Here is a 22,142-nt window from a genome sequence, read left to right as displayed (position 1 = left end):
TCACCCCGCCACGTCCAGCTCTGCCCGTCGCCGTCGTTCAACCAGGCCCGCACCTGCCCCAGATCCTGCAGGACCACATAGTCGTCCCGATTGTCACCGTTCATATCCGCCAAGCGCACCCAGTCACGCAGGTAGCCGTAACCCGCGTTGATCTGGGTGATGTGGTTCCATCCCGCCGAGGGACTGGGGGGCGGAGGGACGTCGCACGGCCCGGTGTCGCCGGCGACCGGGGCGGCGATGACGCGGTCGTGGATCGCACCGTTGATCGCCATGGAGAAGGCGCCGGCCATCTTGTCGTAGCCGGCCTGGTTGGGATGGAGCCGATCGTTCATGTCGGCGGAGGTGGCGGCAATGGCGTCCATGCCGAGGGCCCGGACCCGTCTGCCCTCGGCGGCGAGGGTCAGGGCGATGGTCGGGATCGCGCCGTTGTACCGCTGGATCCGCGCGTTGATGGCCGCATCCGTCGACGGCACCAGCCGGGAGACCAGCACGGTGGTCTCCGGGGCGATATCGGTGATCTTACGGATCAGCCGGGTGAGCCGGGCGGGGGCGGTTCCGGCGTCGTAGTTCTGATTCATGTCGTTGGTTCCGACGTGCAGGGTGACGACGTTGGGCCGCCAGCGGCGGATGCTGCATTCGGTGATCCTGTCGATCTGCTCGATCCGCCAGCCTCCATGACCTTCGTGGTCGGTGTCGGAGATGCGGCCCGCGCCCGAGTTCTGGAAACCGACGAAGTCCACCGGGTGGCCGTCCGCCCGTAGTTGGCTCAGCAGTGCGCGCCGGTAGCCGACGTATGTCTCCGTGTTGTCGCCGTCGCCTCCGTAGCCCACGGTGATCGAGTCGCCCAGCGGCATGACCCGGAGGTTCGTCCTGGTGATGGCGGTGCCGGCGCTCATCCTGTCGGCGAGTCGGTTGGAGAAGTCGAGGGCGCCCAGGTCGATCGCCTCCCCCAGGTTCTCCATGCCGTTGCCGAGGGGCCTGAACCAGCCCCCGAAGCTCCGGCCTCTGTCGACCAGCCATGCGGCCATCCGGCGAAGATGTCCCGGGAGCACGGTGCGGGCCCATACGTTGCCCCCGCCCTCCCAGACGGCTCCCGCTCCGGCGGCCAGCAGGGAAAGCCCCAGTGCCAAGGCCCAGTCTCCGAGATTGGCGTCCTGGCCGTTGGCGATGAGGTTCACCGCCTGCGGGATCCAGGCTGCGATGAAATTGCCCAGGGCCACGCACACCACTGCGGCGAACACCGGCGTGATCACGCCGGCGAGCGCGCCCTCGCACAGAATGCGAGTCGTCCAGCCCAAGAGGAGGGACGCGCCGACCAGGATGATGTTCTGCCAGTAGTCCAGGCTCGCGGCCTGCGCTCCGACCGGCGTGATCGTGAGTGAGAGGGAGGTGCCCGTCACCGACAGGGTGCCGTCGAAGTCATACTCGACGGCCACTTGCCCGCCCGGGGAACGGACCGGATTGAGGGCTCTGTCCTCGTAGATCGTGTCGCTCAGGAGAGGGTTGCGGTTGTTGAGTTCCGTGGCCTGGGCCCGGATCTTGCCGAGGTCGGTGTTGTCGGGCAGCGGAACGGTGAGCGTGTAACTGGAAGGCAGCGGATCGTCGGCGGCCTCGGCCGTCTGTGCCAGGTTCACGACCAGCGACATCACGACCAGAATCGCCACCGCGACCCTGCCCCACCCACGACCTGGTGCCGGCCGCCGGTGCCCTTCCTTCCGGCCGCCGCCGGATAAGCCGACGGCAGGACCGCCCGGGATACTTCCACCTAGCATGCTGACTCCATGCGCGAGGGCTTCCCCTATGGGACTTGCCCCCGGACGTTAACGCCGTCGTGGTGTTCCCGAACGCACGCAAGACCAGGACGGCAGGGCCATGTGATGGACGGCAGATGAACGATCATCCATGACCGCGTGCCGCCCCGGGAGGCCCATGCGTACGGGTCGGCACGCCCGGCAGAGCCGGGACGCGGCGGGAGCTGGGCGCGGCACGGGGAGCGGACAGAGCCCGGGTGCGAGGAACGGGACGGCGGGGTCAGAGGAGGCGGCCGGCCTCGCCCCAGACGCGGACGTCGAACGCCTGCTCGGGGACGTCCTGCGGGCGGTCGGTCTTGATCTCCTCGACCATCTCGGCGGGCAGCACCCGCTCGGGCAGCCGGCCGAACCTCGCGAAGCGCAGGAAGGCGTACTCCTCGGCGGTGAACCGCTCCTCTGGCGCGTCGTCGTGCGCGTCCATCGGCGACCTCCTCAAGCCGCCTCCATTGTGGGCATCGCGCCCACACGGCCGCAATAGGCGCAGGGCACGGCCGGCTGGGCGCCTTCGCAGGCTTCGCAGGCTTGTGGAGCCTCCGGGATCGGCCCGGGGTGGCGGGTGGGTGTGACGCAGGTCATGCCGGGGGTGGTTTACAGCCATGTAATCGATTACATACCCTCGTGAAATCGATTACATGGAGGACCCGATGGCTCGCATCAAGGACGTCGCCGCGCAGGCCGGCGTGTCCGTGGCGACGGTCTCGCGCGTGCTCAACGACAATCCCGCGGTCACCGAGGAGACCAGGCAGCGGGTGTACGCGGCGATGGCGGCGCTCAACTACGTGCCGAACGCCGTCGCCCGCTCGCTGCGCACTGAGGCGACCAGAACGCTCGGCCTGATCATCGGGGACATCCTGAACCCGTTCTTCACCGAGCTGGCCAGGGCCGTCGAGGACGAGGCGCGCGCCGCCGGGTACACCGTGGTCATCGGCAACGCCGACGAGCGGGCCGACCGGCAGGACCACTACGTGCGCGCCCTGCTGGAGCAGCGGGTCGACGGGCTGCTCGTCTGCCCGACCGCCGAGGTCACGCCGCTGGTCGAGGAGGTCGTCCGCGGCGGCCGGCCGCTGGTCTTCCTGGACCGCGTGCTGCCCGGCCTGGACGTTCCCTCGGTCCGCGCGGACGGCACCGAGGCGATCAGGGAGCTGGCCGGTCACCTGCGCGATCTCGGCCACCGGCGGGTCGCCTTCATCTCCGGCCCAGGCACGCTGTCCACCGGCCGCGAGCGCACCACGGCGTTCCTCGCGGCGGCGGACGAGGCGGGCCTGGCCGTGCCGCCGGAGTACGTCCGGGTCGGCGACTTCCGGACCGGCAGCGGTCAGGCGCTCACCGCCGCGCTGCTGGACCTGCCCGAGCCGCCCGAGGTGATCTTCCTGGGCGACAACCTGATGGCGCTGGGCGCGTTGGACGAGATCCGGGAGCGGGGGCTCCGGATCCCGGACGACATCGGCATCGTCTCGTTCGACGACGTGCCGTGGTTCGGCCACATCAGCCCGCCGATCACCGCGATCAGCCAGCCGACGGCCGAGCTGGGCCGCCGCGCGGTGCGGGTGCTGCTGGACATGCTGGCCGGCCGGCGCGCCGAGTCGGTCGTCCTGCCCGCCCACCTGATCGTCCGCAGCTCATGCGGCGAGAGCGGCGAGGGCGGGGAGTGCGTCGCACGCGGGGCGACCGGCGAGGCCGCCGAACGCGGGCAGGCCGGGACGGGCGGGCGGGAAAGGCGCGGCCGGCGGACCGCCGCGCTCGCGGGTGAGGAAGGAAAGGTCACGGCATGAGCGAGGAACGGCCGCGCCCGGCCCGCGGGCAGGAGATCCTGCGCGTCGAGGGGCTGGGCAAGCGGTTCCCCGGGGTGGTGGCGCTGGACGGGGTCGACCTGGTCCTGCGCGCGGGCGAGGTCCACGTCCTGCTCGGCGAGAACGGCGCGGGCAAGAGCACGCTGATCAAGATGCTGTCGGGGGCGTACCACCCCGACTCGGGACGCATCCTGGTGGACGGGGCTCCGGTGGAGATCCGCTCGGCCGGTGACGCGCAGCGGCTCGGCATCGCCACCATCTACCAGGAGTTCAACCTGGTCCCGCAGCTGTCCGTCGGGGAGAACCTCGCCCTCGGCCGGCCGCCGCGCCGGTTCGGCCTGATCGACACCAAGCGCATGCACGAGCGGGCCCGCGGGCTGCTGGCGCGGGTCGGCGTCGAGGTGGATCCGAAGACCAAGGTCGCCGATCTCGGCATCGCGCGCATGCAGATGGTCGAGATCGCCAAGGCGCTGGCCCTGGACGCCCGCGTCCTGATCATGGACGAGCCGACGGCCGTGCTGACCACCAGCGAGGTCGAGCGGCTGTTCGCCATCGTCCGCAACCTGCGCGACCAGGGGGTGGCGGTGGTCTTCATCACCCACCACCTGGAGGAGATCGCCCAGGTCGGCGACCGGGTGACCGTGCTGCGGGACGGCCGGTCGGTGACCGAGGTGCCCGCGACGACGCCGCAGGACGAACTGGTGCGCCTGATGGTCGGCCGGCCGATCGACCAGCAGTACCCGCGGGAGGCGGCCGCCCCGGGCGCGCCGCTGCTGCAGGTGCGCGGCCTGACCAGGGCCGGGGCGTTCACCGACGTCTCGTTCGAGGTGCGGGCCGGGGAGGTCGTGGGCCTGGCCGGGCTGGTCGGCGCGGGCCGCACCGAGGTGGCGCGTGCGGTGTTCGGCGCCGACCGGTACGACTCCGGCGAGGTGCTCATGGACGGCCGCCCGCTGCCCGGCGGGGACGTCCACGCGGCGATGGAGGCCGGGCTCGGCCTGGTCCCCGAGGACCGCAAGGGCCAGGGGCTCGTCCTCGGCGCGGACATCGCGGAGAACCTCGGCCTGGTCACGCTGCGGCGGGCCACCCACGGCGGGTTCGTCGACCGGGCGGGCCAGCGCACCGCGGCCGGGGAGGTCGCCGCGCGGCTCGGCGTGCGGATGAGCGGCCTGGGCCAGGAGGTCCGCACGCTCTCGGGCGGCAACCAGCAGAAGATCGTGATCGGCAAGTGGCTGCTCGCCGACGCCCGCGTGCTCCTCCTGGACGAGCCCACGCGCGGCATCGACGTCGGTGCCAAGGTCGAGATCTACCAGTTGATCAATTCCCTGACGGCCTCCGGGCACGCGGTGCTCATGATCTCCAGCGACCTGCCGGAGATCCTCGGGATGAGCGACCGCGTGCTGGTCATGGCCAGGGGCAGGCTCGTCGGCGAGATCGACGCCGCCGGAGCGACACAGGACGCGGTGATGGGGCTCGCCGTCACCGAAGTGGAGGATGCTCGTGTCCACTGACGTGCTCACCAGGCGCCCGGCCGTGCGCGGCCTGCTCGCCGAGAACGGCCCGCTCGCGGCGCTGGTCGCGCTGGCCGTGGTGCTGTCGCTGTTGTCCGGCGACTTCCTGAGCGTGACGAACCTGCTCAATGTGGGCGTCCAGGCGGCGGTCACCGCGATCCTGGCGTTCGGCTCGACGTTCGTCATCATCACCGGCGGCATCGACCTGTCGGTGGGCGCGGTGGCGGCGCTGTCGGCGATCGTCCTGGCCTGGACCTCGACCTCCGCCGGCGTGCCCTGGCCGGTGGCGACGCTGGTGGCGCTGGTCGCCGGCCTGGCCTGCGGCCTGGTCAACGCGGCGTTGATCACCTACGGCAAGCTGCCGCCGTTCATCGCGACCCTGGCCATGCTCGGCGTGGCCCGGGGGCTGGCGCTGGTCGTCTCGCAGGGCAGCCCGATCGCGATGCCGGACGCCGTCTCCCACCTGGGCGACACGATCGGCGGGTACCTGCCGGTGCCGGTACTGGTCATGATCATCATGGGCGTGATCACGGCGGTGGTGCTGAACCGCACCTACCCCGGCCGGGCGATGTACGCCATCGGCGGCAACGAGGAGGCCGCCCGGCTGTCCGGCATCAAGGTGAACCGGCAGAAGCTCATCACCTACGCGCTGTCCGGCGCGTTCGCGGCGACCGCCGGCGTCGTACTGGCCAGCCGCCTGGCCTCGGCGCAGCCCCAGGCCGCCTCGGGGTACGAACTGGACGCCATCGCCGCGGTCGTCATCGGCGGGGCGAGCCTGTCCGGCGGCAAGGGGCGCGCGCTCGGCACGCTGGTCGGCGCGTTGATCCTCGCCGTGCTCCGCAACGGCCTGAACCTGCTGTCGGTGTCGGCCTTCTGGCAGCAGGTCGTGATCGGCGTGGTCATCGCCCTCGCCGTCCTCATCGACACCCTGCGCCGCCGCGGCTCCGCCTAGCCGGACATCCCGGCCGCCCGCGACCGCGGGAACGTTCCCGAACCACTCAAGATCATCGCAACACCGAACGAGGTAGACCATCATGCGAATCCCCGCCATCGTCCTGGCCGGCGCGGCGCTCACCCTCGGCCTCGCCGCCTGCGGCTCCGGCGGCTCCTCCGGCGGCGCGTCCTCCGGCGGCTCCGACGTGAAGATCGGGTTGTCCGTCTCCACGCTGAACAACCCCTACTTCGTCCAGCTCCGCACCGGGGCCGAGGCCGAGGCCAAGAAGCTCGGCGCCACGCTGACCGTCACCGACGCGCAGAACGACGCCTCCCAGCAGGTCAACCAGGTGCAGAACTTCGCCAGCCAGGGCATGAAGGCGATCATCATCAACCCGGTGGACTCCGACGCCGCCGCGCCGGCCGTGAAGCTCGCCGAGCGCTCCAGCATCCCGGTCCTCGCCGTGGACCGCGGGGTCAACGGCGCGCAGGTGACCCAGACCGTGGCCTCCGACAACGTGGCCGGCGGCAAGCTGGCGGCCCAGGAGCTGGCCAAGCAGCTCGGCGAGAAGGGCAAGGTCGTCGTCCTGCAGGGGGTGGCCGGCACCTCGGCCTCCCGCGACCGGGGCAAGGGCTTCACCGAGGGCATCGCGGGCTACCCGGGCATCCAGGTCGTCGCCCAGCAGCCGGCGGACTTCGACCGGACCAAGGGCCTGGACGTCATGACCAACCTGCTGCAGTCCCACCCGGACGTCACCGGCGTGTTCGCCGAGAACGACGAGATGGCGCTCGGTGCGATCAAGGCGCTCGGCGGCAAGGCCGGCACATCGGTCAAGGTGGTCGGCTTCGACGGCACCCCCGACGGGCTGAAGGCGATCGAGGGCGGCACGCTGGCCGCCAGCGTCGCCCAGCAGCCGGCACTGCTCGGGCAGCAGGCCGTGCAGAACGCGGTCAAGGCCGCGAAGGGCGAGAAGCTGCCCGCCACGCTGGACGTCCCTGTCAAGATCGCCACCAAGGACAACGCCTCCGAGTTCTCCGCCTCCTGACCCCCTGCTCACGGCGAGGTGATCATGATGGAACCCATCGACCCGACCGGCGAGTGGCCGCTGGACGTGGTGGTCGTGGGATCGGCCAACGTGGACCTGGTGGTCCGCGTGGACCGGCGCCCCGGCCGCGGTGAGACCGTTCTCGGCTCCGACCTGTCCACCCATCCGGGTGGCAAGGGCGCCAACCAGGCCGTCGCCGCCGCCCGGCTCGGCGCGCGCGTCGCCCTGCTCGGCCGGGTCGGCGCCGACGGCCACGGCCGGCTGCTGCGCGAGTCCCTCGAACGCGACAAGGTGGACCTCGGTCACCTGCGGGAGGCCGGCGCGCCGACCGGCGTCGCGCTGATCACCGTGGGGCCGGAGGGCGACAACAGCATCATCGTCTCCCCCGGCGCCAACGCCCGGCTGGAGGAGCAGGACGTGGCGGACGCCGCCGGCCTGCTCCGTTCGGCGCCGGTGGTGTCGCTGCAACTGGAGACGCCGCTGCCCACGGTGCTCGCGGCGGCGCGGGCCGCGCACCGGGCCGTGTTCAACCTCTCGCCGCCCGCGCCGGTGCCCGACGAGCTGCTCGCCCTGTGCGACCCGCTCGTGGTCAACGAGCACGAGGCCCGCATGGTGCTCGGCGCCGGTGGGCCCCCGGCCGAGCAGGCGCGGGCGCTGCTCCGGCTCGGCCCGCGCTCGGTCGTGATCACCCTGGGCGCAGGCGGCGCGGTCGCCGCCGACGCCTCCGGTGTCACGACGATCCCGAGCCCCAGGGTGGAGGCGGTGGACACCACCGGCGCCGGAGACGCGTTCACCGGCGCGCTGGCCTGGCGGCTGGCCCGCGGGGACGGCCTGGCCGACGCCGTGGCGTTCGCGGTGCGGGTCGGCGCGGCGACGGTACGCGGAGCGGGCGCGCAGAGCTCCTTCCCGACCCTTTCGGAAGTCGAAGAACCATGAAGCGAACCGGCATCCTGAACGCCGCCCTGGCCGGCGCCATCGCCCGGCTCGGCCACACCGACGAGGTGCTCATCTGCGACAGCGGGATGCCGATCCCGCCCGGAGCGCAGGTCGTCGACCTGGCGTTCCTGCCCGGCATCCCGTCGTTCGCCGACGTGCTGGACGGCGTCCTCGCCGAAATCGTGGTCGAGGGCGCCATCGCCGCCCAGGAGGTCCGGTCGGCCAACCCCGAGTGCGCCGACCTGCTGACGGACCGGCTGCCCGGCCTGTCGTACGTCCCGCACGAGCGGCTCAAGGCGCTGAGCGGCGGCTGCCGGGTCATCGTCCGCACCGGCGAGGCCCGGCCGTACGCCAACGTGATCCTCCGCTGCGGCGTCCCCTTCTGATGGTGATGACGAGGTAGCGGAGCGGCTCCCGGCGGAGTTCGGCCCTGCTTCTGACGGTGATGCGCGCCCTCGGCCTCGCACCCGCCCAGGCGCCCCCCGTCTCCGGTGGTCAGCCACCGGGCCGGCCCATCGGCGGACGCCGCCAGGGCGGGCCGGTCAGAAGGCGGTCTTGGTGAGCCAGGTGTCGAGGAGGGCCTGGTCGCCGAAGATCTCGAAGCGCGGCTCGCTCGGGCGGCGGCGGCCGTAGAGCAGGAGGAGCAGGTCGGCGGCCGCGCCGCGGACGGCGACCTCGCCCTTGCCGTGGCCGCGTTCCCAGGTGAAGCCGCCGGGGGTCAGGGTGACCGTCCACTCGCCCGCCTCCCCGGCGTCGGTGGCGTGGAAGTGCAGCCGCTCGCCGCCGCCGGGCAGTTCGGCGAGCCGTCCGGCGATCCAGCCGGCGACGCGCAGGTTGTCCAGCAGTTCCTCGACGCCGTCCACCGCTACGTCGGCGGCGATGCGCGGCTCACGCCCGAGAGTGATCTCGGCGTCGGCCCGGTGCACCGTCGTCTCGTGCAGCATCCGCCGCGCCCAGAAGCCCGAGGTCTGGAAGCGCGGCTCGCCGGCCCAGGACCAGGCCGGAGCGGCGGGGCCGGCGTCGCGCAGCGCGGCCACCAGGGCGGTGCCGCCGTCCGCCAGCCAGCCCGGGTACTCGGCGTCGTCCGCGGGCAGCGCGACCGGCACGTCCCGCGAGCGGATCGGCGCCGCGACGCGCTCGCGCACGATGTGGCCGGCCCAGCGGTGCGTGATCCCGACGTGCCGGAGCAGCTTGCCGAGCGTCCACCCCGGGCAGGTGGGCACCGGCGTGGCGAGGCCGGCTCCCCCGGCCACCTCGGCCAGCCGGGCCACCTCCGCCTCCAGCGCCGCGCAGAGTTCCTCGTTGGACCGGTGGTCTTTCGTGGGCGTGGTCATGAGCGTTGAGCGTAGACCGCCGCGCCGCCGTATCCGAGAGGGGCGGCCACGACGCGCCCCGGTAGATAGGGGATGACAAGGCATTGACGGGGCAGTCAACGCCAGGTAGGTTCGCTGCTAATTAAAAGGAAAGCTTCCTAAGAGTTACTTGGCATCGCCGAGGCAGGAAGGTCGCTGACATGCCGCGATCCCCGCCGTCACGCCCATCGCTCCCATCGCACACGCACCCCGTGAACGCCTGAAGGCGGACGCCCGGCGCCACCGCCCCGCGAACCCCCGCCGCAAGGCACGTCCTCGCCGCCCCCCAACTCGCATCCGCCGGATGGACGTGGAGCAAGCATGAGATTGAAGTTCGTCAAGGTCTTGGTAGCGGCGGGGGCCATGCTCCTGCCCCTCGGCACGGCGGTCGCGGTCGGGCCGAGCGCGTCCGCGACGGCCATCACCGCGAGCAGGGCCGCCATGGCCACCGCCTGGGCGCCCAACACCTGGTACGCGGTGGGGGCCATCGTGACCTATCAGGGGGTGGACTACCGCTGCATCCAGGCGCACACCTCCCTGGTCGGCTGGGAGCCGCCGAACGTCCCCGCCCTGTGGGGGCCGATCACCGGCGGCGGCGACACCACCGCGCCGAGCGCGCCCGGCAGCCTGCGGTCCACGGCCACGACCTCGACCAGCGTCTCGCTGGCCTGGAACGCCTCCACCGACAACGTCGGCGTCACCGGCTACAACGTCTACCGCGGCTCCACCCTGGTCACCACCGTCACCGGCACCACCTACACCGACGGCGGCCTGACGGCGAACACCGCCTACTCCTACACGGTCAAGGCCCGCGACGCCGCCGGCAACGTGTCGGCCGCGAGCAACACGGTGAACGTCACCACTCCGGGCGGCGGCGGCGACACCACGGCGCCGAGCACGCCGGGCAACCTGCGGTCCACCGGCACGACGAGCTCCAGCGTCTCGCTGGCCTGGAACGCCTCCACCGACAACGTCGCCGTCACCGGCTACAACGTCTACCGCGGTTCCACCCTGGTCACCACCGTCACCGGCACCACCTACACCGACGGCGGGCTGGCGGCGAACACGACGTACGCCTACACCGTCCGGGCCCGGGACGCCGCGGGCAACCTGTCGGCGGCGAGCAACCAGGTCAGCGCCACCACGCAGAACGGCGGGGGCGGCGGGAACAAGCTGCTCGGCTACTTCGCCGACTGGGGCGTCTACCAGCGCAACTACCACGTCAAGAACATCGAGACCAGCGGGTCGGGCGGCAAGCTGACGCACATCAACTACGCCTTCGGCAACGTCACCAACGGCCAGTGCGCGATGGGCGACTCCTACGCCGCCTACGACCGGTTCTACAGCGCGGCCGAGAGCGTGGACGGCGTGGCCGACACCTGGGACACCGGGGCGCTGCGCGGCAACTTCAACCAGCTCCGCAAGCTCAAGGCCAAGCACCCCGGCCTGAAGGTGCTGTGGTCCTTCGGCGGCTGGACCTGGTCGGGCGGGTTCGGGCAGGCGGCGGCCAACCCGGCGGCGTTCGCCAACTCCTGCTACAGCCTGGTCGAGGACCCGCGCTGGGCCGACGTGTTCGACGGCATCGACATCGACTGGGAGTACCCGAACGCCTGCGGCCTGATCTGCGACTCCAGTGGCTCGGCGGCGTTCAGGAACCTGATGCAGGCGCTGCGCAACCGCTTCGGATCCAGCTACCTGGTGACCGCCGCGATCACCGCCGACGGCACCTCGGGCGGCAAGATCGACGCGGCCGACTACGGCGGCGCGGCGCAGTACATCGACTGGTACAACGTCATGACCTATGACTACTTCGGCGCCTTCGCCCCGACCGGCCCGACCGCGCCGCACTCGCCGCTGACCTCCTACAGCGGCATCCCGCAGGCGGGCTTCTACTCCGACGCCGCCATCCAGAAGCTGAAGGGCAAGGGGGTCCCGGCGAGCAAGCTGCTGCTCGGCATCGGCTTCTACGGCCGCGGCTGGACCGGCGTCACCCAGAGCACGCCCGGCGGCTCGGCGACCGGCGCGGCCCCCGGCACCTACGAGGCGGGCATCGAGGACTACAAGGTGCTCAAGACCAGGTGCCCGGCGACCGGCACCGTGGCGGGGACGGCGTACGCCTACTGCGGCAACCAGTGGTGGAGCTACGACACCCCGTCCACCATCTCCGGGAAGATGAGCTACGCCAAGAACCAGGGCCTCGCCGGCTCGTTCTTCTGGGAGCTCAGCGGAGACACCACCGGCGGTGAGCTGATCACCGCGATGCGCAGCGGCCTGGGGTAGCCGCGGTAGAGGCAAGAGGGGCCGGGGAGCCGGGCGCACGCCCACTCCCCGGCCTCGCCGTTTCCCGGGGGACCTTACTTCCGGGGGCGTCGTGACGTTTCCCCGGAGATGTCACGTTTCCAGCGGACATCAGGCTTCCACGAGATGTCACCGTTCCCAGGAGACGGCGGTCTGCCCTGATGCGCCGGTTTCCCGGAGGGGTCATCCTTCCCGGAAGGGGCATGCCTGCCGGGAGGCGTCACCAGTCCTGCGACAGGCCGGACATGCGGCGCAGGTATTCGTCCTCGTCGATCTCTCCCGCCGCGTAGCGGCGTTTGAGGATCTCCTTCGGATGGTCCGCCGGAAGGATCTGCCGCCGGCGCTCGGACACGTAGGAGCGCGCGAGCATCAGCACGCAGCAGACGATGACGACCAGCCCGACGACCAGGAACAGGTATCTCACGCCGACCTCCGAGTTCCCCGCGGCCACCCGATCGCGGTGGCCTGCGGCGGCACCGGGGGGACACCGCGGTTCCCGGGAGCCGCGCCCCCAGTCTCGCAGGTCCGCGCCGGTACGGCACGCCCGGCGGCCGCCCGCCGTAGGGTGCTCTCTACCGGGCGTGGTTCCACGCCCCGCGGCTCGCGGCGCCTTGGGGCGGTGTCCTTCGCCGTCCGGCGGGCCCGGGGCGCCGCGGCGCGACAACCGGTGTGCGGAGCAGGCACAATCTTCCCCGGACCTCAGAAGCGAAGGCGGACCAGGATCGTGACGATCTCCATCCATCAGAAGATCGCCGAAGAGCTCGGCGTGCGCGAGCGGCAGGTGCAGGCCGCGGTCGACCTGCTCGACGGCGGCGCCACCGTGCCGTTCATCGCCCGCTACCGCAAGGAGGCGACCGAGAGCCTCGACGACGCGCAGCTGCGCGCCCTGGAGGAGCGCCTGCGGTACCTCCGCGAGCTGGAGGAGCGGCGCGCGGCGATCCTGGAGTCCATCCGTTCGCAGGGCAAGCTGGACGAAGCCCTGGAGGCCCAGATCATGGCGGCCGACTCCAAGGCCCGCCTGGAGGACATCTACCTGCCCTACAAGCCCAAGCGCCGCACCAAGGCGCAGATCGCCCGCGAGGCGGGGCTGGAGCCGCTGGCGGACGGGCTGCTCGCCGACCCCACCCGCGACCCGCAGGCCGCCGCCGCGGTCTTCGTGGACGCCGAGAAGGGCGTGCCGGACGCCGCCGCCGCGCTGGAGGGCGCGCGGGCGATCCTGATCGAGCGGTTCGCCGAGGACGCCGACCTGATCGGCGAGCTGCGCGAGCAGATGTGGACCCGCGGACGCCTGGTGTCCCGGGTACGCGACGACAAGCAGGAGGCCGGCGCGAAGTTCTCCGACTACTTCGACTTCGCCGAGCCGTTCACCAAGCTGCCCTCCCACCGGGTGCTGGCGATGTTCCGCGGCGAGAAGGAAGAGGTGCTCGGCCTCACCCTGGAGCCGGAGGAGGCACCGGCCGAGGACGGCCCGAGCGGCTACGAGCGGAGCATCGCCCGCCGCTTCGGCGTCGCCGACCAGGGCAGGCCGGCCGACCGGTGGCTGCTGGACACCGTGCGCTGGGCCTGGCGCACCCGGGTGCTGGTCCACCTCGGCATCGACCTGCGCATGCGGCTGTGGCAGGCCGCCGAGGAGGAGGCCGTCCGCGTCTTCGCCGCCAACCTGCGCGACCTGCTGCTCGCCGCCCCGGCCGGCACCCGCGCGACCATGGGCCTGGACCCCGGCCTGCGTACCGGGGTGAAGGTCGCCGTCGTGGACGCCACCGGCAAGGTCGTGGCCACCGCCACGATCTACCCGCACGAGCCGCGCCGCCGCTGGGACGAGTCGATCGCCGTCCTGGAACGCCTCGCCCGCGAGCACGCCGTCGACCTGATCGCCATCGGCAACGGCACGGCGTCCCGCGAGACCGACAAGCTCGCCGGCGACCTGATCAAGCGGCATCCCGACCTCAAACTCACCAAGGTCGTGGTGTCGGAGGCCGGGGCGTCGGTCTACTCGGCCTCCGCCTACGCCTCCCAGGAGCTTCCCGAGCTGGACGTGTCGCTGCGCGGCGCGGTGTCCATCGCCCGCCGCCTGCAGGACCCGCTGGCCGAGCTGGTCAAGATCGACCCCAAGTCGATCGGCGTCGGGCAGTACCAGCACGACGTGTCGGAGACCAAGCTGTCGCGCTCGCTGGACGCCGTGGTCGAAGACTGCGTGAACGCCGTCGGCGTGGACGTCAACACCGCCTCGGCGCCGCTGCTGACCCGGGTGTCGGGCATCGGCTCGGGCCTGGCCGAGAACATCGTGCAGCACCGCGACGCCAACGGCCCGTTCCGCTCGCGCCGCGCGCTGAAGGACGTGCCGCGCCTGGGGCCCAAGGCGTTCGAGCAGTGCGCGGGGTTCCTGCGCATCCCCGGCGGCGACGACCCGCTGGACGCCTCCTCGGTGCACCCCGAGGCCTACCCCGTGGTGCGCCGCATCCTGGACACCACCAGCGACGACATCAAGACGCTGATCGGCAACACCGCCGTGCTGCGCACGCTGCGCCCGGCCGACTTCGCCGACGACACCTTCGGCCTGCCCACGGTCACCGACATCCTGAAGGAGCTGGAGAAGCCCGGCCGTGACCCGCGGCCGGCGTTCCGCGCGGCGACCTTCAAGGAAGGCGTGGAGACCCTCGGCGACCTGAAGCCGGGCATGCTGCTGGAGGGCGTCGTCACCAACGTCGCCGCGTTCGGCGCGTTCGTCGACATCGGCGTCCACCAGGACGGGCTGGTCCACGTCTCGGCGATGTCCCGGACGTTCGTCAAGGACCCGCGCGAGGTGGTCAAGCCGGGCGACATCGTGCGGGTGAAGGTCCTGGACGTCGACATCCCGCGCAAGCGCATCTCGCTCACCCTGCGCCTGGACGACGAGACCGCGGGCGCGAACGCCGCCCCGGGCCAGGGCGGACGCGGCGGCCGGGGCGCTCAGAACGCCTCCGGCGGCGCTGACCGCGACCGCAGGGGCGGCGGCGGCCGTGGCGGCTCCGATCGCCGGGGCGGCAACCGCGACCGCGCGCCCCAGCCCGGCGGTGCCCTCGCCGAAGCCCTCCGCAAGGCAGGCCTGGACAAGGGCCTGAAGTAGGAGCGATCCCGTACGCCCGCCCGCCCGCGTGCACAGCGCATCGAGGAGTGCCGATGAGCCAGAACATCCCGTTCGACCGGCCTGAGCAGTTACAACAGATCCAAAGCGGGCTGCTCCAGGGTGAGCAGATCATCGCGGTGTACGACGCCATCGGCGCGGGCACCGGTTTCCTCGGCCTGACCGACCGCCGAGTGATCATCCAGGACAAGTCGTTCATCGGGAAGAAGGTGGCGATCACCAGCATCCCGTACTCGAAGATCACCAGCGTCAGCGTGGTCAGCAACAAGTCGCTGGCGGGCTCCTTCTTCTCATCCGGGGCCATCGCCATCAACGTCGGGACGCACGTGTACGAGGTGGAGTTCCGGGGCGAGCAGAAGAGCCACCACGTCCACAACGTGATCCTGCACTTCATCGCCGGCCACTGATCCGGCGCGATCCCGGCCCTCCCGCCGGTGCACGGGCCCGCAGGAGCCCGGGAAACGGCGGGAGGGCCGGGGCGCACCGCGGCCGGGGCACGGCCGTGCGGGCCCGCCCCGAGGGGAGGACCTGCGTGGTGGAGGGGGGCGATCGACGGGATAACCTTTCGTGCTGTTCACGAAACGTCAACCGCCCACCTAGGGGATCGACATGACGCAGGGTCCAGTCAAGGTCACCGTCACCGGCGCCGCAGGCCAGATCGGCTACGCGCTGCTGTTCCGCATCGCCTCGGGCCATCTGCTCGGCCCCGACGTGCCGGTGCGGCTGAGCCTGCTGGAGATCCCGCAGGCCGTCAAGGCCGCCGAGGGCACCGCCATGGAGCTCGACGACTGCGCGTTCCCGCTGCTGCAGGGCATCGACATCACCGACGACGTCAACACGGCGTTCGACGGCACGAACGTCGCGCTGCTGGTCGGCGCCCGCCCGCGCACCGCCGGCATGGAGCGCGGCGACCTGCTGCAGGCCAACGGCGGCATCTTCGGGCCGCAGGGCAAGGCCATCAACGACCACGCGGCCGACGACGTGCGCGTGCTGGTGGTGGGCAACCCGGCCAACACCAACGCGCTCATCGCCCAGTCGCACGCCCCGGACGTCCCGGCCGAGCGGTTCACCGCGATGACCCGGCTCGACCACAACCGCGCGCTCTCGCAGCTCGCCGGCAAGCTGGACATCCCGGTGACCGCCATCAGCAAGATGACCATCTGGGGCAACCACTCCGCCACGCAGTACCCCGACCTGTACCACGCCGAGGTCAACGGGAAGATCGCCGCCGAGCAGGTGGACGAGACCTGGCTGCGCGACACCTTCATCCCCACGGTCGCCAAGCGCGGCGCCGCCATCATCGAGGCCCGTGGCGCGTCCTCGGCGGCCTCGGCGGCCAACGCCGCGATCGACCACGTGCACGACTGGGTGAACGGCACCCCCGAGGGCGACTGGACCTCCGCGGCCCTGCCGTCCGACGGGTCCTACGGCGTGCCCGAGGGTCTCATCTCGTCCTTCCCCGCCGTCTCGCGCGGTGGCCGCTGGGAGATCGTCCAGGGCCTGACCCTCAACGCCTTCTCCCGCGAGCGCATCGACGCCTCGGTGCGCGAGCTGGGCGAGGAGCGCGACGCGGTGCGGCAGCTCGGCCTCATCTGACCCCTCCGGCCGATCCCCCGCGGCCCGCAGACCGAGCAGCACCAGGACGACGACCTCGGTGACCACGACCAGACGCTGGGTCAGCCCGGCCGGGACGGCGCCGGGGTCCATGCCGGCCATGCGCACCACGTACGGGGCCACCACCAGGACGAGGAAGCACGCGGCGGCCAGGCTCAGGCCGCGCAGCGCCGCCGCGTGCCGGCCACCCCGGGCCGCGGCGGCCAGGCCCGCCAGGGGCATGGCCAGGAACGCGACGAACGCGGCATAGCGGTGGATGCCCCCGGACATCGACAGCGACATCCCGGGCCGGTCCGTGGGGAACGCCGCGATCAGCAGCATGCAGGTGCCCCACACGCCGAGGAGCGTCACCGTGGCCCGGCCCGCGCCGCGCCGCGACAGCTCCACGGCGAGCAGCGCCGCGCCCACCGCGAACGAGGTGAGCGAGGCGGCGAGCAGCCACCCGTTCGGGTGGAACGCGTACTCGCTGATCATGCCGTGCAGCGGGTCGAGGCCGGAGGTGACGTGCAGCGCCGTCATGGCGGCACCGCCCGCGGTGAGGGCGGCGAGGCCGCCGGCGGTCAAAGGGGTCGTCATGCACCCGACTGTCCCGTCCGGCCTGGTGCGCGGGCATCGGGAGATCGTCCGGAACGACCCCTGGAGCGTCCCGGAGGCGACCCCGGCCCGTGACCGCCGGGGCGGGTCCCGGCCTCGGGGACACGGCTCAGGGTCGGCCCCTCTCAGCAGCGCGAACGACGCCGGTGCTCCCCGGATCCGCGTCCCGTCAGGCCACCGGCCGCCCTGACCGGACGGCCGGGACGTCGCGGGCGGTCAGGAGTCGCGCGCCTGGGAGTCGGCGATGTCGCCGGCGTCGGCGGGGGCCAGCTCGGGCTCGGAGGCGCGCATCCAGCGGGTGCCGTACGGGTCCAGCTCCAGGGAGACCCGGCCGTCCGCGCCGATCTCCACCGTGCCGTCGATGAGCAGGTCGGTCAGCACCTTGCCGTCGTCGAGTCCGTCGAGGGTGAGTTCGCAGGAGACCGTCTCGCCGGCGAAGTTGTGCACGGCGAGCACGGTCGCGCCGTCGATGTCGGCGCGGTGGGCGAGCAGGGCGGGCGATCCGGTCTCCAGCACCTGGTAGCGCCCCCAGGCCAGTTCCGGGCACCCGCGGTACTGCTCGATCAGCTTGGTGATCCACATGAGCAGGGAGTCCGGGTCGCGCCGCTGGGCGCTCACGTTGACGTGCTCGGGTCCGTACTCGCCGGTCACGAGCGGGTTGCGGAACTTCGAGGGGTGCGCGGTGGAGAACCCGCCGTTCTCGTGCGGGGTCCACTGCATCGGCGTGCGCACCGCCTCACGTCCGGGCACGTCGAGGTTCTCGGCCATGCCGATCTCCTCGCCGTAGAAGAGCACCGGGGTGCCCGGCAGCGAGAACAGCAGGCTGTACACCATCTTGATCTTCCGCATGTCGCCGCCCAGCATCGACGGCAGGCGCCGGCGCAGGCCGCGGCCGAACAGCTGCATGTTCTTGTCCGGGCCGAACGCCTCGAAGACCTCCTTGCGCTCGGCCTCGGTCAGCTTGTCCAGCGTCAGCTCGTCGTGGTTGCGGACGAACGTGGCCCACTGGCTGTCCTTGGGCGGGGCGGGACGCTCGCGCAGCGCCTCGGCGAGCGGCCGGGCGTCGCCGCGGGCCAGTGAGAGGTACATGCGCTGCATGCCGATGAAGTCGAAGCACATCGTGACCTCGTTGCCGAGGTCGTTGCCGAAGAACTTGCGCAGGTCGGGGTAGGGCAGGTTGACCTCGCCCAGCAGCGCGGCGCTGCCGTCCCTGCGGTTCATGAAGGCGCGCATGTCGCGCAGGAACTCGTGGACGTCAGGCAGGCCGGCCTCCTGCGCCTTGCGGTCGGCCGCCTCCCCGCTCTCGGGCTGCTCGTGGCCGGCCTCCTCCTTGCGGGAGACGTCCTCCATGAGGAACGGCACGGCGTCGACCCGGAACCCCGACAGGCCGAGCTCCATCCAGAAGCCGAGAATGCGGGCGATCTCGTCGCGTACGTCGGGGTTGGCGACGTTGAGGTCCGGCTGGAAGCGGTAGAACCGGTGGTAGTAGTACTGGCCGCTGCCCTCGTCGTACTCCCACAGCGAGTCCTCCGCGTCGGGGAACACCACACCCTGCGGGTCGTCGGGCTCGGGGACGTCGGACCAGATGTACCAGTCGCGGTAGCGCGAGTCCCGGTTCGACCGGGCCTCCTTGAACCACGGGTGCTCGTCGGAGGTGTGGTTGACCACCAGGTCGGCGATCACCCGGATGCCGCGGTCGCGGGCGACCCGCATGAACTCCACGAACTCCCCCAGCGTGCCGAGCCTCGGGTCGACCGCGTAGAAGTCGGTGATGTCGTACCCGTCGTCCCGGTCAGGGCTGGGGAAGAACGGCATGAGCCAGATGCAGGTCACGCCGAGCCGTTCGAGGTGATCGATGTGCTCGGTGGCGCCGCGGAAATCCCCGATGCCGTCGCCGTTGCCGTCCGCGAACGTCTCCACGTCGAGGCAGTAGACGACCGCGTTCTTCCACCACAGATCTGAGGTTTGCGTCAGTCTCATCCGGCCGCATCTACCCCCGGAAACGGCAAACTATCGACCGGGAGGCGGTAAAGGGGACCGGCGGCCGGGACGATGCAGGCCGGGGGCCCGCACCTGGTGAGGGTACGGGCCCGGACGAGGACGGCGGGTCAGAGGACCGTGACCTGGTCCGCCTGGGGCCCCTTGGCCCCCTGGACGGTCACGTACGTGACGCGCTGGTTCTCGTCCAGGCTGCGGTAGCCGCCGGAGACGATCGCGGTGTAGTGCACGAACACGTCGGCGCTACCGTCGTCCGGAGCGATGAAGCCGAAACCCTTCTCGGCGTTGAACCACTTGACGGTGCCTTCAGACAACTTGCCTTCTCCCTTTCGAGGGCTTCACGTGCCGTCAGGTCGGCGGCACGGCTGCGTAGCGGACACTCTGCATCCACCGGACGAGTGAAGAAGCAAGAACGACCGCTGTCGGGAGACTTCCCGCGGCCGCTTTCGAAGGTGAAAGGGCGTTCAAGGAAACTACGACTGCAACAGCGCCGACAGTAGTCGCCCGCCTCTGGGGTCACAAAGGAATCAGCCGTGTCACCGGGTAAAAGAATATGGGCCCCCGGGTCAGGACGAAGCCGACCGGCGGCCGGACGGGAACGCCTCCGCTCGGACCAACCCTTCCGGCCCGCCGGGCGGCCTGGAGCGCGGCCGGCGGGCGCGGGCAGGAGTGGGTCAGGCGGGCTCGGCGAGGTACCAGCGGGCCTGCCCGTCGCCACGGGTGAGCGAGTCGAGGCGGCGCGGCAGCTCCTTGCGGGAGAACGGGTCGCGGGTGGCGTTGCGGATGTGGATGCCGACCGCGTACATGTCCCTGATCTCCATCAGGGTCGGATAGCCGTTCCAGGCGCGCAGGTCGGAGCCGTACGCGCCGGCGAAGTCGTCGACCTGCTCGGCGGTGAGCCCGAAGCGGCGCTGCCCGTGGTAGGTGTGCACCAGGTCCCACTCGCGGGGGCCGATGGCGACGCCGTCCCAGTCGCACAGCACGGCGTGCCCGTCCTGGCAGCGCAGAAGGTTGTCGATCCAGGCGTCGCCGTGCAGCAGCACCGGCGGGCCCGCGGTGTCCAGGTCGGCCCAGCGCGAGGTCAGCTCGGCCACCCGGTCGCGCAGCCAGGCGCGCTGGCACGGGGTGAGCACCTCTTTGCGGTGCTCGACCGAGTCGCGCACCTCGGCCAGCGGGTCGGCGAGCCGTTTGAGCGGGAACGGCGGCACCGGCAGCAGGTGGAGGCTGCGCAGGATGTCGCCGAGCTGCGTGGTGGTCGGACGCCCGCTCGCCGGCACGTAGTGCCAGAACGTCACCACCCGCCCGTCGTACACCAGCGGCTGGTCGCACAGCTCGTCGGCCGGGCGGACCGTGGGGAAGCCCTGGTCGGCGAGCCAGCGGGCCACGGCCAGCACGACCGGCAGCCGGGTCATGGCGTCCGGCGCGGTGGCGATGCGCACCACGATCTCGTCGCGCAGCTTGAAGACGGCGTTGCTGCGCACCCGCAGCAACTGCGCCCCCGTGGCGTCGAGGCCGACGCTCTCGCACACCTCGCCGAGGATCCCGGCGGCCTCTTCCGCCAGCTTGTTCATGGACGCTCCAGGGCGAGCTGCGGACCCGCCTCGGCGAGCAGGTCGTGGAGGTGGCGCGCCGCCGGGGTGCGACGCTGGGCACGCGGGATGACGGCCAGCAGCGAGCGGGCGCGGGTCACCACGATGGAGGTGCGGTGCTCCGGCGGCACCTGGGTGAGGGCCTGCTCGGCGAGCCGGCACGCCTGGTCGTAGTCGCCCTCGCGGGCGACGTGGGCGGCCTGGTCGAGTAAGACCAGCGCGGGGTCGATGGTGTACGGGCTGGCGGAGCGGGAGATCCACTCCTGCACCTGCTCGGCCTCGCCCAGCTCGATGAGCGTGCCCATGCGGTAGAACTGCAGCCGCCGCTCGGAGAAGCGGAACGCCAGGTGGTCGGCGCCCTCGCGGGGCATCCGCGAGAAGATGCGCTCGGCCTCGGCCAGCGCGGCGCGCGCGGCCTGGTGCTCGCCCATGCGGGCGAGCGCACGCGCCTCGGCCGCCGCGCCCAGGGCGGCGGGCGAGCTTGGAGCGCTCCCGGCGAGCATCCGCGCTTCGCGGGCCAGCCGCACGGTCTCGGTGAGGTCGCCGTAGTAGTAGGGCAGCATGGCCTCCTGCGCGCGCACCAGCGCGCGCAGCCTGACCTCGCCCATGTCGTCGGAGGCGGTGCGGGCGGTGCCGTACCAGGCGTGCGCCTGGCGGGTGTCGCCGAGCTTCATCAGCGCGTCCGCCGACAGCAGGGCGAGCATCGTCGTGGCGTTGAGCAGGCGGCGCTGGGTGGCGGCGGGCTGCCGGACGGCGACCAGCCTGCGCACGTCGGCGATCTCCAGCATCAGGCGGTACAGCATCGGCAGCGGCGCGCTCTTGATGTACTCCCGGCGGTAGCGCAGGACCTGCTCGTCCAGCCGGTCGAGCTGGTCCTCGGTGATGGTGGCGGAGGCGAGCGTGCGGTCCATGTCCTGCCGGGTGCGCTCGACCTCGGCGAGCAGGCGGCCGTTGAGCGGCAGGCCGGAGCTGAGCAGCGCGTGGTGGAACAGCGCCCGCCGCTCGGACTCGTCGTCCTGGTCGGTGGCCGGCGTGCGCTGCGGCCGCGGCACGGCGGGCTCGTCGACCGGGGTCGCGGGGGCGGGGACGATGTGGTTCGGGGCGACCACCACGACGTTCGGGCCCTCGCCGTCGTCGGTGTAGTCGGCGGCCAGGCCGAGGCGCACGGCGTTCGCGGAGTACAGCCGGGCGATCTGGTCGATGGTCTGCGGCCGGGGGCGCGCCCGGTTGTTCTCCCAGGCGTTGAGCAGGTCGATGCTGGCGCGCGGCAAGCCGAGCGAGTGCGTCTCGCAGAGCCGCTCGAGCTCTTCGATCGCCTGGCGTGCCGACCAGCCGCGCGCGAGCCGGTGGGCCTTGAGCAGGCTCACGCCGCAGCAGCTGTTGATCGCCTGGGCGGTCTGCCACAGCGTCCACTGCCGGGAAACCGCCTGCTCACGCCAGCGTCTCGCACACGCCGGGGCATGCTCTCCACGGGCCATCTGTCGCCCCTCCGCCCACCTGGAGTCTTCGCCTTACGGATGTTTCCCCGATGTTAACCAGTCGGCACCTA

General features: G+C 71.9%; 18 protein-coding genes and 1 pseudogene. 10 read left to right on the top strand and 9 right to left on the bottom strand.

What is annotated here, in order from left to right:
* Window positions 1-1,646, bottom strand: a 1,646-nt coding sequence (locus IEY93_RS09490) for an SGNH/GDSL hydrolase family protein (protein WP_229691004.1), incomplete at its 3' end; no start/stop codon positions are given.
* Window positions 1,647-2,031: 385 nt separating this feature from the next.
* Complete coding sequence (locus IEY93_RS09485) at window positions 2,032-2,232, bottom strand: hypothetical protein (RefSeq protein ID WP_189162600.1); 201 nt, start codon at window positions 2,230-2,232, stop codon at window positions 2,032-2,034.
* 223 nt (window positions 2,233-2,455) lie between these two features.
* Between IEY93_RS09485 and IEY93_RS09480 the strand changes: the two genes are divergently transcribed.
* From IEY93_RS09480 to rbsD, 6 genes are all read left to right on the top strand, one after another.
* On the top strand, window positions 2,456-3,583 hold the full coding sequence (locus IEY93_RS09480) for a LacI family DNA-binding transcriptional regulator (protein WP_189162599.1): 1,128 nt from the start codon (window positions 2,456-2,458) through the stop codon (window positions 3,581-3,583).
* Window positions 3,580-5,109: a sugar ABC transporter ATP-binding protein gene (locus IEY93_RS09475; protein ID WP_189162598.1), complete on the top strand. Its 1,530-nt coding sequence runs from the start codon at window positions 3,580-3,582 to the stop codon at window positions 5,107-5,109. The genes IEY93_RS09480 and IEY93_RS09475 overlap by 4 nt, the downstream gene beginning before the upstream one ends.
* A complete protein-coding gene (locus IEY93_RS39730) occupies window positions 5,093-6,061 on the top strand; it encodes an ABC transporter permease (protein WP_189162597.1) in 969 nt (322 codons plus the stop codon). Before IEY93_RS09475 ends, IEY93_RS39730 begins: the two co-directional genes overlap by 17 nt.
* 82 nt (window positions 6,062-6,143) lie before the next feature.
* A complete protein-coding gene (locus tag IEY93_RS39725) occupies window positions 6,144-7,088 on the top strand; it encodes a D-ribose ABC transporter substrate-binding protein (RefSeq protein ID WP_189162596.1) in 945 nt (314 codons plus the stop codon).
* 27 nt (window positions 7,089-7,115) lie between these two features.
* Window positions 7,116-8,024 carry a ribokinase gene (locus tag IEY93_RS09460; RefSeq protein ID WP_189162595.1) on the top strand — a complete coding sequence of 303 codons (909 nt, stop codon included), beginning with the start codon at window positions 7,116-7,118 and terminating at the stop codon, window positions 8,022-8,024.
* The gene (rbsD, locus tag IEY93_RS09455) at window positions 8,021-8,410 is read left to right on the top strand and encodes a D-ribose pyranase (RefSeq protein ID WP_189162594.1); all 390 of its coding nucleotides are present in this window, start codon (window positions 8,021-8,023) and stop codon (window positions 8,408-8,410) included. The genes IEY93_RS09460 and rbsD overlap by 4 nt, the downstream gene beginning before the upstream one ends.
* 156 nt (window positions 8,411-8,566) lie before the next feature.
* Here the strand turns inward: rbsD and IEY93_RS09450 are convergent, their stop codons facing one another.
* Window positions 8,567-9,358 (bottom strand): maleylpyruvate isomerase family mycothiol-dependent enzyme, encoded by a 792-nt coding sequence (locus tag IEY93_RS09450; protein ID WP_189162593.1) that lies wholly within the window; start codon window positions 9,356-9,358, stop codon window positions 8,567-8,569.
* A 339-nt stretch (window positions 9,359-9,697) separates the two neighbouring features.
* Here IEY93_RS09450 and IEY93_RS09445 point away from each other — a divergent pair, with 339 nt between their 5' ends.
* Entirely contained in the window at window positions 9,698-11,656 is a 1,959-nt protein-coding gene (locus tag IEY93_RS09445; protein WP_203968197.1) for a glycosyl hydrolase family 18 protein, read from the top strand.
* A gap of 238 nt (window positions 11,657-11,894) precedes the next feature.
* On the opposite strand, the gene IEY93_RS09440 is transcribed toward IEY93_RS09445, so the two are convergent.
* A complete protein-coding gene (locus IEY93_RS09440) occupies window positions 11,895-12,098 on the bottom strand; it encodes an SHOCT domain-containing protein (RefSeq protein WP_189162592.1) in 204 nt (67 codons plus the stop codon).
* A gap of 300 nt (window positions 12,099-12,398) precedes the next feature.
* On the opposite strand from IEY93_RS09440, the gene IEY93_RS09435 reads away from it, so the two are divergent.
* The 3 genes from IEY93_RS09435 (at window position 12,399) to IEY93_RS09425 (ending at window position 16,394) form a co-directional block, all read left to right on the top strand.
* Entirely contained in the window at window positions 12,399-14,780 is a 2,382-nt protein-coding gene (locus IEY93_RS09435) for a Tex family protein (RefSeq protein ID WP_189162591.1), read from the top strand.
* Between the two features lie 53 nt (window positions 14,781-14,833).
* Window positions 14,834-15,205 carry a PH domain-containing protein gene (locus tag IEY93_RS09430; protein WP_189162590.1) on the top strand — a complete coding sequence of 124 codons (372 nt, stop codon included), beginning with the start codon at window positions 14,834-14,836 and terminating at the stop codon, window positions 15,203-15,205.
* 202 nt (window positions 15,206-15,407) lie between these two features.
* Window positions 15,408-16,394, top strand: coding sequence for a malate dehydrogenase (locus IEY93_RS09425; RefSeq protein ID WP_189162589.1), 987 nt, complete (start codon window positions 15,408-15,410; stop codon window positions 16,392-16,394).
* Between the two features lie 87 nt (window positions 16,395-16,481).
* On the opposite strand, the pseudogene IEY93_RS39720 reads toward IEY93_RS09425, so the two are convergent.
* From IEY93_RS39720 to IEY93_RS09400, 5 genes and pseudogenes are all read right to left on the bottom strand, one after another.
* A pseudogene (locus IEY93_RS39720) lies at window positions 16,482-16,886 on the bottom strand (DUF998 domain-containing protein); the annotation flags it as partial.
* A 336-nt stretch (window positions 16,887-17,222) separates the two neighbouring features.
* Complete coding sequence (locus tag IEY93_RS09415; protein WP_189162588.1) at window positions 17,223-18,986, bottom strand: alpha-amylase family protein; 1,764 nt, start codon at window positions 18,984-18,986, stop codon at window positions 17,223-17,225.
* Between the two features lie 128 nt (window positions 18,987-19,114).
* Entirely contained in the window at window positions 19,115-19,318 is a 204-nt protein-coding gene (locus IEY93_RS09410; protein WP_189162587.1) for a cold-shock protein, read from the bottom strand.
* Window positions 19,319-19,678: 360 nt separating this feature from the next.
* Window positions 19,679-20,575, bottom strand: a complete 897-nt coding sequence (locus IEY93_RS09405) for a phosphotransferase enzyme family protein (protein ID WP_189162586.1) — start codon at window positions 20,573-20,575, stop codon at window positions 19,679-19,681.
* Window positions 20,572-22,071: a helix-turn-helix domain-containing protein gene (locus tag IEY93_RS09400; protein WP_189162585.1), complete on the bottom strand. Its 1,500-nt coding sequence runs from the start codon at window positions 22,069-22,071 to the stop codon at window positions 20,572-20,574. The genes IEY93_RS09405 and IEY93_RS09400 overlap by 4 nt, the downstream gene beginning before the upstream one ends.
* Between the last annotated feature and the right edge of the window lie 71 nt (window positions 22,072-22,142).

The sequence above is a fragment of the Sphaerisporangium melleum genome (genome assembly GCF_014646695.1).
Classification (GTDB): Bacteria; Actinomycetota; Actinomycetes; order Streptosporangiales; family Streptosporangiaceae; genus Sphaerisporangium; species Sphaerisporangium melleum.
The sequence above is the reverse complement of the archived record's forward strand: the minus strand, read 5'-3'. Positions and strand labels throughout refer to the sequence as shown.

Excerpts from the sequence above, each read along its gene's own strand:
- IEY93_RS09425 (WP_189162589.1), top strand. The coding sequence starts at position 15,408 with ATGACGCAGGGTCCAGTCAAGGTCACCGTCACCGGCGCCGCAGGCCAG.
- IEY93_RS39730 (WP_189162597.1), top strand. The coding sequence starts at position 5,093 with ATGCTCGTGTCCACTGACGTGCTCACCAGGCGCCCGGCCGTGCGCGGC.
- IEY93_RS09460 (WP_189162595.1), top strand. The coding sequence starts at position 7,116 with ATGGAACCCATCGACCCGACCGGCGAGTGGCCGCTGGACGTGGTGGTC.
- IEY93_RS09430 (WP_189162590.1), top strand. The coding sequence starts at position 14,834 with ATGAGCCAGAACATCCCGTTCGACCGGCCTGAGCAGTTACAACAGATC.
- IEY93_RS39725 (WP_189162596.1), top strand. The coding sequence starts at position 6,144 with ATGCGAATCCCCGCCATCGTCCTGGCCGGCGCGGCGCTCACCCTCGGC.
- IEY93_RS09405 (WP_189162586.1), bottom strand. The coding sequence starts at position 20,575 with ATGAACAAGCTGGCGGAAGAGGCCGCCGGGATCCTCGGCGAGGTGTGC.
- IEY93_RS09480 (WP_189162599.1), top strand. The coding sequence starts at position 2,456 with ATGGCTCGCATCAAGGACGTCGCCGCGCAGGCCGGCGTGTCCGTGGCG.
- IEY93_RS09445 (WP_203968197.1), top strand. The coding sequence starts at position 9,698 with ATGAGATTGAAGTTCGTCAAGGTCTTGGTAGCGGCGGGGGCCATGCTC.
- rbsD (WP_189162594.1), top strand. The coding sequence starts at position 8,021 with ATGAAGCGAACCGGCATCCTGAACGCCGCCCTGGCCGGCGCCATCGCC.
- IEY93_RS09400 (WP_189162585.1), bottom strand. The coding sequence starts at position 22,071 with ATGGCCCGTGGAGAGCATGCCCCGGCGTGTGCGAGACGCTGGCGTGAG.
- IEY93_RS09485 (WP_189162600.1), bottom strand. The coding sequence starts at position 2,232 with ATGGACGCGCACGACGACGCGCCAGAGGAGCGGTTCACCGCCGAGGAG.
- IEY93_RS09415 (WP_189162588.1), bottom strand. The coding sequence starts at position 18,986 with ATGAGACTGACGCAAACCTCAGATCTGTGGTGGAAGAACGCGGTCGTC.
- IEY93_RS09475 (WP_189162598.1), top strand. The coding sequence starts at position 3,580 with ATGAGCGAGGAACGGCCGCGCCCGGCCCGCGGGCAGGAGATCCTGCGC.
- IEY93_RS09450 (WP_189162593.1), bottom strand. The coding sequence starts at position 9,358 with ATGACCACGCCCACGAAAGACCACCGGTCCAACGAGGAACTCTGCGCG.